Here is a 16,367-nt window from a genome sequence, read left to right as displayed (position 1 = left end):
AACATTTCCATCACGAGTGCTCATCCACAGTTCCGCCATCCGACCGACGGCGCCGGTTGCATTGCCGCATCGTCGTCGGTGGAGGCAACGACATGGAACGACGAACACTGGGGCAGTACGGCGAGGACCGCGCGGTGGAATGGCTCACGGCGCGCGGGTACCGATTGGTGGAACGGAACTGGCGGTGCGCACGCGGCGAGGTCGACGTGGTCGCCTGGCACGGGCGGACACTCGTGTTCATCGAGGTCAAGACGCGAGCGGGCACGGCGACCGGGCACCCGTTCGAGGCGATCACCACGGCGAAGACCGCGCGCCTCCGACGGCTGGTGCCGATGTGGTTCGCGGCGCATCCCGACACGCACGCCCCGGCGGTCCGTCTCGATGCGCTGGCGGTGCACGTGGCCGGTGACCGGCACGGCATCGAGCACCTCACGGGGATCCTGTGACCGGCATCGGTCGGTCCGCCGCGGTCGCCCTGCTCGGCGTGACCGGACGGCGGATCGAGGTCGAGGCGCACCTGACGAGCCAGCTGCCCGCCTTCAGCATCATCGGACTGCCGGACACCTCGTTGGGCGAGGCCCGAGAGCGGGTCCGGGCCGCAGCGGCGAACGCCGGGGCGCCCCTGCCGGCCCGGCGGATCACGGTCAACCTGACGCCGGCGGCGATCCCGAAGCGCGGATCGGGCTTCGACCTGGCGATCGCCATGGCGGTGCTCGCCGGCGCGGACGTCGCGCCCTGCGTGAGCGAACGGGTCGTGTACATCGGGGAGCTCGGGCTCGACGGGCGACTCCGGCCCGTACCCGGGGTCGTGCCGATGCTGCTCGCGGCACGGGACGCCGGAGCCGAGCGGGTGGTGCTCCCCACGGGGAACGCCGAGGAGGCCCGTTTCGTGCGCGGCGTGGACGTCCGCGCCGTGGACTCGCTCCGTGCCGCCGCGATCGACGCCGGGGCGCTCCTCCCGCCGGTCGAGGTCGACCCGGTCGCCGCACCGCCGGTGCTCCCCGAGCGTTCACCCGTCGCCGAGCTGGCCGAGGTCGTGGGCAACCCCACCGGCGTCCGTGCCCTCGTCGCGGCGGCCGCCGGCGGACACCACGCCCTGCTCGTGGGACCGCCCGGTGCCGGCAAGACGATGCTCGCGGAACGGCTGCCGGGCCTGCTGCCGGACCTCGACGACGACGCGGCGCTCGAGGTCGCGGCGGTCCGGTCGGTCGCCGGGCACGGGGTCGCATCGTGGACCACGAGACCTCCGTGGGAGGCCCCGCACCACTCGGCGTCCGCGGTGTCCCTCATCGGTGGCGGCTCCGGCACGGTCCGACCGGGCGCCGTCTCGCGCGCGACTCAGGGCGTGCTGTTCCTCGACGAGGCCCCGGAGTTCCCGCGCGCGGTGCTCGACGCGCTGCGACAGCCCCTGGAGTCCGGACGGATCACGGTGCACCGGGCCGCCGGCGCCGCCGAGTTCCCCGCACGCTGTCAGGTCGTGCTCGCGGCGAACCCGTGTCCGTGCGGCAACGCCGGCTCGATGCGGCAACCGTGCGAGTGCGCGCCGGCCACCGTCCGCCGGTACCTCGGCCGCATGTCCGGGCCGTTGCTCGACCGCATCGACATCCGGGTGCGCGTGCCGCGGGTGACCACCGGCCTGATCCGCGGTGAGGACGGCACGACGCCCAGCACGGCGCAGGCTCGAGCGACCGTCGAGGCGGCACGCCACTCGATGCGCACCAGGCTCGTCGGTACGGGGTGGACCCGGAACGCCGAGGTGTCGGGGGCGTGGCTCCGCGGCCCCGGGCGGGTGGACCGGCGGGCGACGACGGCGCTCGACCAGGCGCTCGACCTCGGCACGCTGACGATGCGCGGCTGGGACCGGACGATGCGCCTCGCCTGGACGCTCGCGGACCTGCAGGGGGACGACCGGCCGGGCGAACGGCACGTGCGCGAGGCCCTCGCCCTCCGGAGTGCGCTGTGACCGGGGCGCCCGACCTGCTCGAGACGGTCGCGGTGCTCCTCGGTCGGGCTGGGGCCGACGCGGTGGACCCGGTGGAGGCAGCGGCGCGCGTGGCGTGGTCGGCCGTCGTGGAGCCGGGGGACGCGGTGGCGGGGATGCTCGTCCAGGGACTCGGGGCCGAGCGCTCGTTCGCGCTCGTCCGGTCGGCGTGCGACGACGGACCCGTTGGCCTGCTCGACTCCTGCATCGACCGGGGTGTCCCGGGGGCTGAGTCCCCGGCACCCTTCGCCCGCACGCTGCGGGTCGCCCTCGAGCGTTGGCGCCCACGGCTCGCCCGGGTCGACGTGCTGACGACGCTCGAGGCCGCGCGCGCGGTCGGTGCGCGGCTCGTCGTGCCGGGCACGGCCGGGTGGCCCACCGGCGTCGACGACCTCGGGCCGCACGCGCCCGTCGTGCTCTGGACGCGGTCGGGGCGTCGGGCCTCCGGTCCTGCCCTGGCCGTCGTCGGTTCGCGGGCGAACACCGTCGCAGGGGCCGAGGCGACCGCGGAGATCGCCTCGGCGGCCGCCGACGCCGGGTGCACGGTGGTGAGCGGTGGGGCCTACGGCATCGACGCGACCGCGCACCGGGTCGCGGTCGCGGCGGGCACGCCGACGGTGGCGGTCCTGGCCGGCGGGATCGACCAGCTCTACCCGACGGGCAACGTCGAACTGCTGCGGAACGTCGCACGGCAGGGCAGCCTGCTGGCCGAGTCCCCGCCGGGTACCCGGCCGACACGGTGGCGGTTCCTCGCACGGAACCGACTGATCGCGGCGCTGGGTGCGGCGACCGTCGTGGTCGAGGCCGGGGCCCGCTCGGGCGCGTTGAACACGGCGCACCACGCTGCGCAGCTCGGCCGACCCGTGTTCGCCGTCCCGGGGGCGTTCTCGTCGTCGGCGTCGGTCGGGTGCCACCGTCTCGTGGCGCAGGGGCGTGCTCAGATCGTCGTGGGTCCGGGCGACCCCGTCGAGGCCGTCGTCGGACGACGCGGATCCGGGCGAGGACACCCGTCGAGGGACGGTGGGCCGACGTGCGCCGACGAGCCGATCGGTGGTCGGCAGGACCCCGAGGTGGTCCGGGTCCTGGACGCATTGGGACGGCGGGCGCTCGGCGAGCAGGAGATCGCCGTGCGCTCGGGCATGTCGGCGGGTGCGGTGGCGGACGCGCTCGCGCTGGCCGAACTGCAGGGGCTCGTCACGCACACCGTCGGCGGGTGGACCAGGTCGTGACGGCGCCGGACGCTTACCCTGGGGCCCGTGACGGCGCCGGACGCTTACCCTGGGGCCCGTGGCGGAGCAGACGGACGGGCGACTCGTGGCGGCGGTGGAGTCGTTCCTCGACCACGTCCGTGGCGCCGGGGGTCTGAGCGACCAGACCGTCCGTGCCTACGCGAACGACCTCGACCAGCTGGTGCAGTTCGCCGACGAGCGGGGGATCGCCGCCACCGCGGACCTCGGTCTCGAGGTGCTCCGCGACTGGCTGTGGGAAGCGGACCGACGCGGGCTCGCCCGGTCCACGATCGCGCGCCGGTCGTCGTCGGTGCGGGTGTTCACCCGCTGGGCCAGCGAGACCGGTCTGCTCGACACCGACCCCGGCGCCCGGCTGCGCGCGCCCAAGGGGGCGGGACACCTGCCGCGCGTCGTGTCGACCGACCAGGTCCGGACGGTGCTCGACGGACTCGCGGCTCGGGCGGACACGGACGACCCTGCTGCGCTCCGCGACCTGGCGGTCGTCGAACTGCTCTACGCCGCGGCGATCCGGGTGAGCGAGCTCGTCGGCATCGACGTCGAGGACGTCGACCGAGACCGCCTGACCGTGCGAGTGCTCGGCAAGGGCGGCAAGGAACGGGTGGTGCCGTTCGGCGTGCCCGCAAGGGACGCGCTCGAGGCCTGGCTCGGACGGGGTCGCCCGGTCCTCGCTGCGCGCGCTGCCGAGCGGTCACCGGCCCCCGCCCGGCAGTCGGACACCTCCCCGCAGCCGGTCCCCTCCGAGCAGCAGGTGCAGCGCTCCGGCGGGCCCGCGCTCTTCCTCGGCGACCGGGGTGGCCGACTCGGGGTCCGCAGCGTGTACCGGGTGGTCGCTCGAGCGCTCGGAGACCTGCCGGGCGCGGGTCCGAGCGGGCCGCACACCTTCCGGCACACCGCGGCGACGCACCTGCTCGACGGGGGAGCGGACCTCCGGGCCGTGCAGGAGCTCCTCGGGCACGCGAGCCTCGGGACGACGCAGATCTACACGCACGTCTCGTCCGCCCGGCTCCGGGAGGTCTACCGAACGGCGCACCCCCGCGCTTGACGGCGAACGGCCGGGCGGGAGTCCCGACGCCGTTCCGCCGCACGGCCTCGCGGCCTCGCGGCCTCCGGCACGTCACCCCGGCCACGCCGAGTCCGGGAGCAGGACCGGCCAGGCAGCCGGCGACAGGAACCGCAGTGGATCGACGTAGCGACCCTCGACCCGTGCGCCGAGGTGCAGGCACGGATCGGCGGCGGGACAGTGTCCGACCGTGACGGCACCGACCACCATCCCCTGCTGGACGGCGTCGCCCGTCGCCACCGAGGGTTCGACGGAGTCCAGCGTGCTCACGAGGCCCTCCCCGTGGTCGATGGTCACGACGCCCCTGCCGGCGACCTGCCCGGCGAACGACACCGTGCCGTCCGCCACCGCGACCGCAGGGGTACCGACGGACGTAGCCAGGTCGATGCCGCGGTGACCGGGCGCGTAGTCGTCCGCGGGTGCCTCGAACGGTCGGACCACCTCGCGCGTGCCCGTCGGCCAGACCCACGGCGCCGGAGCGACGTCCTCGCTCGCCACGATCGTTCCGGCCGAGCGGCCAGCCTCGTCGGACGTCGTCGGGTGCCCCGACAGGAGCGCACTCGCGAGCGCGACCACGAGCGGACCCGCGAGTGCGACCAGGAGTGCGACCGCGAGGACGAGGAGCCCACCCGGCCGCCCGGGCCGAGGGAGGAGCGGTGACCGTCTCATGTGACGAGGGTCGTCGAGACGCACCCGGGCACGGGCGGCGGCAGGCCGATCTGGGGACGGTGCCCGCTGCCTCCAGGGCTGTGCAGGGACGGCTGTCGGACGGCGCCGCGCCGCACCACGTCCCCTCGCGGTGCCGGCTGCGACACGACACGCGTCGATCGACGCGTGCAACGTCGGCGAACCCGTGCGATCCACGGCGACCCCAGAACGCGTCCAACCCCGCATGCCTCGCCGCGCCGCCGCGCCGCCGCGCCCCGATGTGCCCCGCGAGCCGCCAGCGAGTACAGTCGGGGCCGCTCCGGAACACGCAACGCCGCTCGGACGGCGAACCAGCCGACCGCCGGGGCACCGTGCGCCACCCAGCACGGCGGCAAGAACCTGGAGCACCGTGTCGAACACGTCCACCCAGCACGGCGAGGACCGTGCGTTCAAGGGGAAGGTCACCCTGTTCGCCATCGCGGCGGCAGTCGGCGGCTTCCTCTTCGGATTCGACTCCTCCGTCATCAACGGAGCCGTCGACGCGATCAAGGGCGAGTTCGGCCTGTCCGAGGCCGCCAGCGGCTTCGCGGTCGCCTCCGCGCTCATCGGCTGTGCCTTCGGTGCCTACTTCGCCGGTCGCCTGGCCGACCGCTGGGGCCGGACGCGCGTCATGTTCTGGGCAGCGGTGCTGTTCTTCGTCAGCTCGATCGGCTCCGCCTTCGCGTTCGCGACCTGGGACCTCGTCATCTGGCGTCTCGTCGGTGGCCTCGGCATCGGTACCGCGTCGGTGATCGCCCCCGCCTACATCTCCGAGGTCTCCCCGAAGGCGATCCGCGGCCGACTGGCGTCCTTCCAGCAGCTCGCCATCACGCTCGGCATCTTCGCCGCCCTGCTCTCCGACCAGCTCTTCGCGGTGACCGCCGGTGGCGCCTCGGAGCAGGTCCTCGGCCTCGCCGCCTGGCGATGGATGTTCCTCGTCGGTGTCGTGCCGTCCGTCGTCTACGGCGTGCTCGCGATCACCCTGCCGGAGTCCCCGCGCTTCCTGCTCTCGAAGGGCCGTGCCGACGACGCCCGTGAGGTCATGGGCAAGATCGTCCCGCGTGACACCGTGAACACGAGCCTGGAGGAGATCCAGGACGGCATCAAGAAGGAGGCCAACGAGAAGAAGGGCTCCATCCGGGGCAACCGCTTCGGCCTGCAGCCCATCGTCTGGGTCGGCATCATCCTCGCCGTGCTGCAGCAGTTCGTCGGCATCAACGTGATCTTCTACTACTCGACGACCCTCTGGCAGGCGGTCGGGTTCAAGGAGAGCGACTCGTTCCTCATCTCGACGATCACGTCGATCGTCAACGTCGCCGTCACGTTCATCGCGATCTTCACCGTGGACAAGCTCGGCCGGAAGCCGCTGCTCGTGGCGGGCTCGTCGGGCATGTTCGTCTCGCTCACGATGGTCGCGATCGCGTTCTCGCAGGCCACGATCGTGGACGGCGCGCCGAGCCTGCCCGGCTCCTGGGGCATCATCGCGCTGATCTTCGCCAACCTGTTCGTGGTCTCCTTCGGCGCCACCTGGGGTCCGCTCATGTGGGTCCTGCTCGGCGAGATGTTCCCGAACCGCATCCGCGCGACCGCGCTCGGCGTCGGCTCGGCCGCCAACTGGATCGCGAACTTCGTGGTCACGATCTCGTTCCCGGTGCTCTCCGGCTTCAACCTGACGGTGACCTACGGCATCTACGCCCTGTTCGCCCTGCTCTCGCTGTTCTTCGTCATCGCGAAGATCCCGGAGACGAAGGGCCGCTCCCTCGAGGAGATGGGCATCACGGCAGAGGGCGACACGGTGTCGGCGAAGTAGCGTCCACCGGCGTCACCACCTGACGGGAGGCGCGGTGCGGGTCGGACCCGCACCGCGCCTCCCGTGCGTCCCGGCTCCGTCGTGTCCCGGGCGCGGTCGTGTCCCGGGCACGGTCGTGTCCGGGCGCCGTCGTACCGGGCGCGGTCGTGTCCGGGCTCCGTCGTGTCCGGCGACGGCCTGGGCGTCCGGACCTGCTAGCATTGCGACCGCAGCGCGCTCCGGCGCGCTGACTTCGCGCGTCCACAGTGCTCGTGCAACAGCAGTGCTCGTCCAACAGCAGTGCTCTCGCCACGACACGTTCCGCGGCCACCGGTCCTGCTCTCACGAGCGGGCGGCCGCGCGGACAGGGCGCCAGGGGTCACGGCCACCGGTCGCGACCGACACAACCGCAACCGTGCGCACGGCCGAACAGTCGTGTGCCGAGAACAAGGAGGGACGGCATGGCCGTCGTCACCATCCGCCAGCTGCTCGACAGCGGCGTCCACTTCGGACACCAGACCCGTCGGTGGAACCCGAAGGTGAAGCGCTTCATCCTCGCCGAGCGCTCTGGCATCCACATCATCGACCTGCAGCAGTCGCTGGCCTACATCGACCGCGCGTACGACTTCGTCAAGGAGACGGTCGCGCACGGTGGCACGATCCTCTTCGTGGGCACCAAGAAGCAGGCGCAGGGCTCCATCGCCGAGCAGGCGACCCGCGTCGGCCAGCCGTACGTCAACCAGCGTTGGCTCGGCGGTCTGCTCACGAACTTCCAGACGGTCTCCAAGCGCCTCGCGCGCATGAAGGAGCTCGAGGAGATCGACTTCGACGACACGACGAAGGGCTTCACCAAGAAGGAGCTCCTCATCAAGAAGCGCGAGCTGGACAAGCTCCACAAGACCCTCGGTGGTATCCGCAACCTCACGCGGACCCCGAGCGCGCTCTGGGTCGTCGACACCAAGAAGGAGCACCTCGCGATCGACGAGGCGCAGAAGCTCGGGATCCCGGTCATCGGCATCCTCGACACCAACTGCGACCCCGACGAGATCACCTACCCGATCCCGGGCAACGACGACGCGATCCGCTCCGTCGGTCTCCTCACCCGCATCGTCGCCGACGCCGCGGCCGAGGGCCTGAAGACCCGCCACAACGGCGGCGACGAGGAGACGGCCGAGCCGCTGGCCGAGTGGGAGCAGGAGCTCCTCTCCGGTGAGCAGGGTGGTGCGCAGGCCGCTCCGGCAGCCGAGGCCGCCCCCGCAGCCGAGGCTCCCGTCGAGGAGAACGACGCCGACGCGCAGGTCGCCGCGAAGGAGATCGGCGAGCCGATCGCCGACGAGGCCAAGAACGCCGAAGCCACCTCGGCCGAGTAGTCACCGGGGGCGTCGGGCCGGTCGGCTCGGCGCCCCTTCCCTCTCTCTCCACAACACCAGTCCAGAAAGGACTCCAGTCAATGGCCAACTACAGCCTTGCTGACGTGAAGAAGCTCCGTGAGGACCTCGGGGCCGGCATGATGGACGCGAAGAACGCGCTCGTCGAGGCCGACGGCGACTACGACAAGGCCGTCGAGCTGCTCCGCATCAAGGGCGCGAAGGCCGTCGCCAAGCGCGACGACCGTGCGACCTCCGAGGGTGTCGTCGTCGCGACGACCGAGGGTGGCGCCGCCACCGTCGTCGAGCTCGCGAGCGAGACCGACTTCGTCGCGAAGAACGAGAAGTTCACCACCCTCGCCGACAAGGTCGTGGCCGCGGTCGCCGCCGCCGGTGCGTCCGACGTCGAGGCCGGCAACGCCGCGCCGCTCGACGGCAAGACCGTCGCCGAGACGATCGACGAGGCCGCCGCCGCGCTGGGTGAGAAGCTCGCGCTGCGCACCGTCGTCCGTGTCGAGGGCGACGCCTTCGAGGTCTACCTGCACAAGACCAGCCAGGACCTGCCGCCCCAGATCGCCGTCGTCATCGCCTACGCGGGCTCCGACGCCGCCGAGGCGCGGTCGATCGCCCAGCACGTCGCGTTCGCGAACCCGACGTACCTGACCCGCGACGAGATCCCGGCCGAGGCCATCGAGAAGGAGCGCGCGACCGTCGAGGCGATCACGCGCGAGGAGGGCAAGCCGGAGGCCGCCCTGCCGAAGATCGTCGAGGGTCGCCTCAACGCGTACCGCAAGCAGGTCGCGCTCCTCGAGCAGGACTACGCGAAGGACAACAAGCTGTCCGTCGCGAAGGCCGCCGAGAACGCCGGTCTGACGATCCAGGGCTTCGCCCGCGTCAAGGTCGGCGCGTAACGAACCCGTGACGGGGCTCGGAACCACATCGGTTCCGGGCCCCGTTTTCTGCGCGCTGCGACACGCGCGGAGCCGGCCGGGAGGCACGACCTCCTCCGCCGGACCGGCTGCGGCCGGGTAGATTCCCACGAGACATTCGACGAAGGGTGCGCCACATGACGAACGAGAAGACCGGACGCCGCCGGGTCCTGCTGAAGCTGTCGGGGGAGGCGTTCGGGGCGGGGTCCCTCGGAGTGAACCCGGACGTCATCAGCACCATCGCCAAGGAGATCGCGCAGGCCGCGCAGGACGTCGAGGTGGCCATCGTGGTCGGCGGCGGCAACTTCTTCCGCGGTGCCGAGCTCTCGCAGCGCGGCATGGACCGCGGTCGTGCCGACTACATGGGCATGCTCGGCACCGTGATGAACGCGCTCGCGCTCCAGGACTTCCTGGAGCAGGCCGGAGCGGCGACCCGGGTGCAGTCCGCGATCAGCATGACGCAGGTCGCCGAGCCGTACATCCCGCGGCGCGCCGAGCGGCACCTCGAGAAGGGGCGCATCGTGATCTTCGGCGCCGGTGCGGGCCTGCCGTACTTCTCGACCGACACGGTCGCCGCCCAGCGTGCGCTCGAGATCGACGCGCACGAGGTCCTCGTGGCCAAGAACGGCGTGGACGGTGTGTACACCGCCGACCCGAAGAAGGACGCCACCGCCGAGAAGCTGCACCACGTCACGTACCAGGACGCCCTGCTGCAGGGCCTGAAGGTCGTCGACGCGACGGCGTTCTCGCTCTGCATGGACAACGGCATGCCGATGCACGTCTTCGGCATGGAGGGCGAGGGCAACGTCGCGGCCGCCATCCGCGGGGAGCGCATCGGCACGGTCGTCAGCAACTGACCCGCACGCTGACTAGACTCGACGCAGTACCGAAGGAGAACCACCGTGATCAGTGATGTCCTGACCGAAGCCACCGAGAAGATGGCGAAGGCCGTCGACGTCGCCAAGGACGACTTCGCGACCGTCCGTACCGGACGCATCAACGCCGCCCTCTTCCAGAAGATCCCGGTCGACTACTACGGCACCCCGACGCCGCTCGCGCAGCTCGCGTCGCTCCAGACGCCCGAGGCACGCACGCTCATCGTCACGCCGTACGACAAGTCGGCCCTCAAGGAGATCGAACGCGCGATCGCGACGTTCCCGAACCTCGGCGCCAGCCCGTCGAACGACGGCGAGATCGTCCGCGTGACGATCCCGGAGCTCACGCAGGACCGCCGCAAGGAGTTCGTGAAGCTCGTGCGTGGCAAGGGTGAGGACCACAAGGTCGTCATCCGGAACATCCGTCGCCGCGCGAAGGACGACCTCGACGCGCTGAAGGGTGAGATCTCCGACGACGAGATCGCCCGGGGCGACAAGGACCTCGAGGCCCTGACGAAGAAGCACGTCGACCAGATCGACGACGCGCTGAAGAAGAAGGAAGCCGAACTCCTCGAGGTCTGATGCGTCTCCCCGAGCCGGGCGGCGACCGCCCCACAGAACCGCGCCCGACCGGAGCAGCGCCGACCACGAAGAAGGGGCTGCGACAGGACTTCGATGCCCGTGCCCGTGCGGCGCGCGCCGACTTCGAGGCGCAGCTCAAGCAGCGCAAGGCGGACTTCGGCGCGCGCAACGAGGCACTGACCGCCCGCACCGGCCGCAACCTGCCGGCCGCGATCGCCATCGCCCTGGCGTTCGCGGTCGTCATGCTGGGGTCACTCCTCATCTGGAAGCCGGCGTTCATGGTCGTCGCGGCCTTCCTGCTCGGGGTGGCCGTCTACGAGCTCGCGAGTGCGATGCGGTTCGCCGGGCGCGACGTGCCGCGCATCCCGAGCGTGGCCGCGGCCGTCGTCATGGTCCCGGCAGCGTTCCTCGGAGGGCAGGTCGCGGCGCTGTTCGCGATCCTCGGCGGCATCGTCCTCATCGCGGTCTGGCGGCTCGTCGAGGTCGCGATCGCGCGGGAGAAGCCGCCGGCCGGTCACGTCGCCCGCGACCTGACGAACGGCCTGTTCGTGCAGGCCTACATCACCCTGCTCGGTGCGTGCATCGTGCTGCTCTCGGCCCAGCCCCGCGGTGAGCTGTGGGTGATCGCCTTCATCCTGGTGGTCGTCGCCGTCGACACGGGTGCGTACGCCACCGGGCTCAACCTCGGCAAGCACCCGATGGCGCCGCGGATCAGCCCGAAGAAGACCTGGGAGGGCTTCGCGGGATCGGTCGCCGCGAGCATCCTGGTCGGCATCGTGGTGACCTGGCTCATGCTCGGTCTGCCCTGGTGGACCGGCATCGTCCTCGGTGTCCTCATCTCGGGCTCCGCCACGCTCGGCGACCTGACCGAGTCGATGATCAAGCGCGACCTCGGCATCAAGGACATCTCGTCGTTCCTGCCCGGGCACGGTGGGCTGCTCGACCGCATCGACAGCATCCTGCCGTCGTCGGCCGTGGCCTACGTGTTGTTCCTGGTGGTCGTCCACTGACCTGAGCGCCCGACGCCCTGTCGGACCGCGCGTCCAGGTGGCGCCATGGTCCGGTGCTGGCAGAATGTCGCCGTGGCCACGACCTTCCCCTCCGCAGACCGCAAGTCCCTCGGGTACGACGTCGACGAGGTCGAGCGGTTCCTCGAGGACGCCCGTCGTGCGTACACCGCCGGCGACACCGCTCCCGGCATCGAGGCGGCGAAGATCCGCAGGACCGCCTTCTCCATGCGCAAGGGCGGCTACTCCACGGCACACGTCGACGCCGCGCTCGAGCGCCTCGAGGACGCCTTCGCCGCTCGCGAGCGGGAGCGCGAGATCGCCGAGACGGGTCAGAAGGCCTGGTACGCCGAGGCCCGCGCCAAGGCGTCGGACGTCGTCGCGCGACTCGAGCGTCCCACCGGGCAGCGGTTCGCACGCACCAGCCCGCTCGGCACCGGCTACCACCCGAAGGACGTCGACGTCTTCGCGGAGCGGCTGGCGGGCTACTTCCGCGACGGCAAGCCGCTCAGCCTGACCGAGGTCCGGTCGGTGGTGTTCCGCCCGAAGCACGGCGGCTACCGCGAGGCGCAGGTGGACGCGCTGCTCGACGCGGTCGTCGAGGTCATGCTCGCCGTCCGCTGACGACGCGCGGGACACCGGTGCTTCTCTTCCCGTGACCGTTCCGTTATCCTGGACCCACTCATGGGCAGGCACACGGCAGACCTCAGCTCCGACCGCGGTACCCGCGAGCACCTCGACCGTCCGGTCGTCGGTGAGCGCCGCGCGGCACGCGACCGACTCCGCACGACGGGGCACTCGGTCCTCCACGAGACCCCGCGGGTCGAGACGGCAGCGCTGCCGTCGACACCGCTGGGCGCACCCGTGACGGCGCCGACCCCGGTCGCGACGTCCGCCGCACCGGCGACCGCTCCGGTCCTCGTCCGCGGACCGATCGCACCGACCGGTGCTGCCGACCCGCGCATCGTCCAGCAGCGACGCGCGGTCGCCGCACCGGCGAAGCCGAAGGCCGCCCGGACCCTCAACTCGTTCATGCGCGGACGCGCGACCATCCCGACGCTGTCGTTCTTCGCCGTCTTCGGCTTCGTCGGCGGCTCGCTGTTCAACCCGATGCAGCCCGACGTCGCCCAGGCCGCCGTCGTCGCTCCGGTGCTCGTCAAGGCGCCCGTGGAGCCGCAGCAGTTCACGGCACACGGCACGTACGCCGCGTTCGACGTGACGCGGGACGGCTACGGCGTCACGCTGCCGAAGCCCAAGGTCGAGGAGAAGCCGGCCGAAGCCACCAACGACCAGGCCGACCCGGCAGCGAAGAGCACGGCCGTCACGCCGTCGAACACGCTCGCGGCGACGGCCGCGACGCCGAACCCGGGCAGCGCGCAGGAGATCGCCCAGCAGATGGTCGCCGCACGCGGGTGGGGGAGCGAGCAGTTCAACTGCCTCGTGTCGCTGTGGAACAAGGAGTCGGGTTGGCGCGTCAACGCGTACAACCCGAGCGGTGCCTACGGCATCCCGCAGGCGCTGCCCGGCAGCAAGATGGCCACGGCCGGTGCGGACTGGCAGACGAACCCCGCGACGCAGATCACCTGGGGTCTCAACTACATCTCCGGCGTCTACGGCACCCCCTGCGGCGCGTGGGGCCACAGCCAGTCCTACAACTGGTACTGATCGGCAGTTCCGGGGTGCCGCGCAGCAACCGACCGCGGCGACCCCGTGGTCGTGGTCCCGAGCCGACCGAGGACGAGACCGGTCTCGACCGCCTCATGAGTTCGTGGAGGCGGACCGAGGTCCGTCGCGGTCGTACCTTCACCGTGCAACCGGTGTCCGCGGCGTCCGCACAGAAGGAGTACGTCTGTCCGGGCTGCGGCCTGGCCGTGCTGCCGGGTGTCGCGCACGTGGTGGTCTGGCGCGCGGACGGTGTGCTCGGGGACGACGCCGACCTGGCGTCCCGCCGACACTGGCACAACCACTGCTGGAGCATCGCATGAGCACCGAGATCCGCTCGAACACCGAGCTCCCCGCCCGACGTACCGACATCGAACTGGTGACGGACGACCACCTCACCCTCGTCGGCGAGCTCGCCGAGCCGCTCGACCGGCCTGCGCGGGGCACGCTCGTGACGCTCCACCCGCTGCCGACCGCGCACGGGTTCATGGACAGTCACGTGCTGAAGAAGGCGGCCTCGCGCCTGCCCGCGCTGGCCGACATCGCGGTGCTGCGGTTCAACTTCCGGTCGGTGACCTCGCCACGGGGCACGTCCGAGGGCGTCTTCGGTGACGGTGAGTCCGAGGGCTTCGACCTCCGCGCCGCCGTGCACGAGACCGTCGGACGCGGACTGCCGACCCCGTGGCTCCTCGGCTGGTCGTTCGGCACCGAGGTCGTCCTCAAGCACGGCATCGAACACGTCGCCGCGGGGAACGTCGCCGGCGTGGTGCTGCTGTCGCCCCCGCTGCACCGGACCTCGGACGACGAGCTCCGACGCTGGGCGGACGTGGACGTCCCGGTCGTCGCGCTGGTCCCGGAGCACGACGACTTCCTGCAGCCGGAGGACGCGGTCCGCCGCTTCGCCGTCGCGCCGAACGTGCGGGTCGTCCCCGTCGCGGGCGCGAAGCACCTGTGGGTCGGGGAACGGTACGTCCGCACGGTCCTCGACGCCGTCGCGGACCTCGTGGTCCCGGGCAGCGCGCCGCTGCCGACGCACCTCGACGACTGACCACACGGTCGGCGTCGCGACCGGGCTGACGCCACCGACCGGTCAGGGCCGGACGGCGACCGTGCCCCGTGAGCCGACCGTCCCGGGTGAGCGGCGAGCGCCACGGCTGCCGCGGGGGACGCGACCCGGCCCGGAGGCGCGCGGTGCGCCTCCGGGCCGGGTCGCGGATGCCGTCCTCAGCGGGCGGTGGCGTCCTCGTCGAGGGCCTCGTCGTCCGCCGACCGGCCGGCCGCCACGGGGGACTCGTCGAGGAGCCCGGTGGCGTGCGTGAGCACGCCGCGCAGGTTCTCCAGGTACCCGGCGACCGCGTCGCGCTCGGTGCGGATGGCGGCGAGCCGGTCCTCGGACTCGGCGATGGTCGCGGCCGACCGTTCCTCGGCCTCCGCGATCATCCGGTGGACTCGCTCCTGGGCGTCGCTGACGATGGTGCGTGCACGTTCCTGTGCCTGCGCGGTGCTCGTGCGCTCGAGGTCGTCGGCCTCCTGCTGCAGCCGCTCGGCGCGCTCCCGCGCCTCGGACGCGCGGCGGGTCGCCTCGGCGAGCTGCAGGTTGGCCTCGTCGAGGTACTTCTGCGTCTCGGCCACCGTCTCCTGGTGCTTCTGCAGGTAGTCCTGCTCGGCGTCGTCACGGCGGGCGGCGAGCTCGGACTCGAGCGCCGCGCGGGCCTCGTCGCGTTCTCGGGCGATCGCCGTGCGGACCTCGTCGCGTTCCTGCTGCAGGTCGGCGCGCACCGTGTCGACCTCCTGCTGCAGCGCCGTGCGCTCGGCCTCGAGGTCGGAGAGCTCGGCCGTGCGGCGGTCGGCGATCTCGGTGTCGACCTCGGCGTGCTCCCGCTCGCGGCGCGCAGCGAGCTCGTCGGCGTGCTCGCGAGCGGCGCGCTCGGCGGCGGCGTCGGCCTCGGCGCGCTCGCGTTCGAGGCGGGCGCGGTGCTCCTCGAGTTCCGCGGCGATGCGGGCAGCGGTCTCCTCCACCAGGCGTGCGTTCTCGGCCCGGGTCTGCTCCTCGTCGACACGGAGCTGCGCACGGGCGGCCTCGAGCTCCTGGTCGAGGGCGGTGCGGGCCTCGGCTGCCTCGCGCTCCCAGCGTGCGCGGGCGGCACCGAGTTCGGCGTCGAGCTCACGACGACGGTCGCTGGTCTCCGCCTCGAGTGCGGCCCGGCTGCGCTCGACCTCGGACTCGAGCTCGGCCCGGCCGGTCTCGAGCGCGAGCTCGTGCGCTCGGCGCTGCTCGTCGCGCTCGCGCTGCCAGGCAGCGCGGCCCTCGGCGACCTCGCGCTCGAGGGCGGCGCGCCGCGTGGTCTCCTCGCGGTCGAGGTCCGCGGTGCGCCGGGCGTGGTCGGCCTCGAACACACTGCGTCGGTGCTCGGTCTCACGGTCGAGGTCGGCAGCGGCGCGACGGGCGTCCTCGGCCGCGCGCTGCGCGTCCTCGCGCAGCTCGGCGACCTCGCGCTCGACACGGGCACGCAGGGCATCGGTCTCGCGGATGGCGACCGAGCGGACCTCGGCGGCCTCGGTGACGGCTGCACCCCGGACGGCGGCGGCCTCGTTGCGGGCGTCCTGGGTCAGCAGGCCGGCCTCGGCACGGGCACGCTCGATCGTGTCGGACGACTCGGCCCGGGCGCGGGTGAGCTCGTCGGTCGCACGGGAGCGGGCGTCCTCGAGGGTCTCCGACGCCTCCTGCCGGGCTTCGCGGAGCAGACGCTCGGCCTCGTGCCGACTCGATGCGCGGAGCCGCTGGGCGTCGATGTCCGCCTGGCTGATGAGCCGTGTCGACTGCTCCTCGGCCACGCGCAGGGTGGACTCGAGGCGGGTGCCGAGCCCGCTGTAGGTCGGGGTGCCGGCCTCGTCGAGCTCGCCCTGCAGGTCCGCGACACGCGCCTGCAGGAGACGGATCTCCTTGGCGGCCTCGGCGCGGTCGGTGTTCGACTTGATGAGTTCGCGGCGGAGCTCGTTCACCGAGCGGTCCACCTCGTCGCGGCGGTACCCGCGCAGCTCGGTCCCGAACTCGGCCTCGTCGTTCGCCACGTGTTGCTCCTGGGGGTCGGCGGAGGGCCAGCCCTTGGCCCGCGGACGAGTCTAGTGGCGGCCCACCGGCGCCGACTGAGCCCGTGGACAGCGGTGGGGGATGCGA

The 16,367-nt window shown here is 72.4% G+C and carries 16 protein-coding genes; 14 read left to right on the top strand and 2 right to left on the bottom strand.

The features are described from left to right. The first annotated feature begins 92 nt into the window (after positions 1-92). From ACH0A8_RS11810 to ACH0A8_RS11795, 4 genes are read left to right on the top strand one after another with little or no spacing between them, the layout of a single operon-like run. Positions 93-446 carry a YraN family protein gene (locus ACH0A8_RS11810; protein ID WP_066654820.1) on the top strand — a complete coding sequence of 118 codons (354 nt, stop codon included), beginning with the start codon at positions 93-95 and terminating at the stop codon, positions 444-446. After that, entirely contained in the window at positions 443-1,963 is a 1,521-nt protein-coding gene (locus ACH0A8_RS11805; RefSeq protein ID WP_251159683.1) for a YifB family Mg chelatase-like AAA ATPase, read from the top strand. The genes ACH0A8_RS11810 and ACH0A8_RS11805 overlap by 4 nt, the downstream gene beginning before the upstream one ends. Next, positions 1,960-3,210: a DNA-processing protein DprA gene (dprA, locus tag ACH0A8_RS11800; RefSeq protein WP_406907261.1), complete on the top strand. Its 1,251-nt coding sequence runs from the start codon at positions 1,960-1,962 to the stop codon at positions 3,208-3,210. Before ACH0A8_RS11805 ends, dprA begins: the two co-directional genes overlap by 4 nt. 58 nt (positions 3,211-3,268) lie before the next feature. Next, positions 3,269-4,273, top strand: coding sequence for a tyrosine recombinase XerC (locus ACH0A8_RS11795; protein ID WP_406907260.1), 1,005 nt, complete (start codon positions 3,269-3,271; stop codon positions 4,271-4,273). A 72-nt stretch (positions 4,274-4,345) separates the two neighbouring features. On the opposite strand, the gene ACH0A8_RS11790 is transcribed toward ACH0A8_RS11795, so the two are convergent. Continuing rightward, positions 4,346-4,960 carry a M23 family metallopeptidase gene (locus tag ACH0A8_RS11790; RefSeq protein ID WP_406907259.1) on the bottom strand — a complete coding sequence of 205 codons (615 nt, stop codon included), beginning with the start codon at positions 4,958-4,960 and terminating at the stop codon, positions 4,346-4,348. Positions 4,961-5,348: 388 nt separating this feature from the next. On the opposite strand from ACH0A8_RS11790, the gene ACH0A8_RS11785 reads away from it, so the two are divergent. From ACH0A8_RS11785 to ACH0A8_RS11740, 10 genes are all read left to right on the top strand, one after another. Then, positions 5,349-6,788, top strand: a complete 1,440-nt coding sequence (locus tag ACH0A8_RS11785; protein WP_066654813.1) for a sugar porter family MFS transporter — start codon at positions 5,349-5,351, stop codon at positions 6,786-6,788. Positions 6,789-7,228: 440 nt separating this feature from the next. Next, the gene (rpsB, locus tag ACH0A8_RS11780; RefSeq protein WP_066654811.1) at positions 7,229-8,137 is read left to right on the top strand and encodes a 30S ribosomal protein S2; all 909 of its coding nucleotides are present in this window, start codon (positions 7,229-7,231) and stop codon (positions 8,135-8,137) included. An 80-nt stretch (positions 8,138-8,217) separates the two neighbouring features. After that, positions 8,218-9,045 carry a translation elongation factor Ts gene (gene tsf / locus ACH0A8_RS11775; RefSeq protein ID WP_066654809.1) on the top strand — a complete coding sequence of 276 codons (828 nt, stop codon included), beginning with the start codon at positions 8,218-8,220 and terminating at the stop codon, positions 9,043-9,045. Positions 9,046-9,200: 155 nt separating this feature from the next. Further along, positions 9,201-9,920, top strand: a complete 720-nt coding sequence (gene pyrH / locus ACH0A8_RS11770; protein ID WP_058729969.1) for a UMP kinase — start codon at positions 9,201-9,203, stop codon at positions 9,918-9,920. 45 nt (positions 9,921-9,965) lie between these two features. Continuing rightward, complete coding sequence (gene frr, locus ACH0A8_RS11765; RefSeq protein WP_066654807.1) at positions 9,966-10,520, top strand: ribosome recycling factor; 555 nt, start codon at positions 9,966-9,968, stop codon at positions 10,518-10,520. Further along, entirely contained in the window at positions 10,520-11,530 is a 1,011-nt protein-coding gene (locus ACH0A8_RS11760; RefSeq protein ID WP_081984918.1) for a phosphatidate cytidylyltransferase, read from the top strand. The genes frr and ACH0A8_RS11760 overlap by 1 nt, the downstream gene beginning before the upstream one ends. A 72-nt stretch (positions 11,531-11,602) precedes the next feature. Beyond that, a complete protein-coding gene (locus tag ACH0A8_RS11755; protein WP_200884098.1) occupies positions 11,603-12,151 on the top strand; it encodes a DivIVA domain-containing protein in 549 nt (182 codons plus the stop codon). Positions 12,152-12,211: 60 nt separating this feature from the next. Beyond that, positions 12,212-13,192 carry a transglycosylase SLT domain-containing protein gene (locus ACH0A8_RS11750; protein ID WP_245171041.1) on the top strand — a complete coding sequence of 327 codons (981 nt, stop codon included), beginning with the start codon at positions 12,212-12,214 and terminating at the stop codon, positions 13,190-13,192. 14 nt (positions 13,193-13,206) lie between these two features. Then, positions 13,207-13,512, top strand: coding sequence for a hypothetical protein (locus ACH0A8_RS11745; RefSeq protein ID WP_251159688.1), 306 nt, complete (start codon positions 13,207-13,209; stop codon positions 13,510-13,512). After that, a complete protein-coding gene (locus ACH0A8_RS11740) occupies positions 13,509-14,237 on the top strand; it encodes an alpha/beta hydrolase (RefSeq protein WP_400428942.1) in 729 nt (242 codons plus the stop codon). The genes ACH0A8_RS11745 and ACH0A8_RS11740 overlap by 4 nt, the downstream gene beginning before the upstream one ends. 176 nt (positions 14,238-14,413) lie before the next feature. Here ACH0A8_RS11740 and ACH0A8_RS11735 read toward each other — a convergent pair whose 3' ends face one another. Next, a complete protein-coding gene (locus ACH0A8_RS11735; protein WP_406907258.1) occupies positions 14,414-16,261 on the bottom strand; it encodes a hypothetical protein in 1,848 nt (615 codons plus the stop codon). Positions 16,262-16,367: the final 106 nt, after the last annotated feature.

It is taken from the genome of Curtobacterium sp. 179-B 9B NHS, assembly GCF_045370965.1.
Classification (GTDB): domain Bacteria; phylum Actinomycetota; class Actinomycetes; order Actinomycetales; family Microbacteriaceae; genus Curtobacterium.
This window is presented reverse-complemented; position numbering and strand designations above follow the sequence as displayed.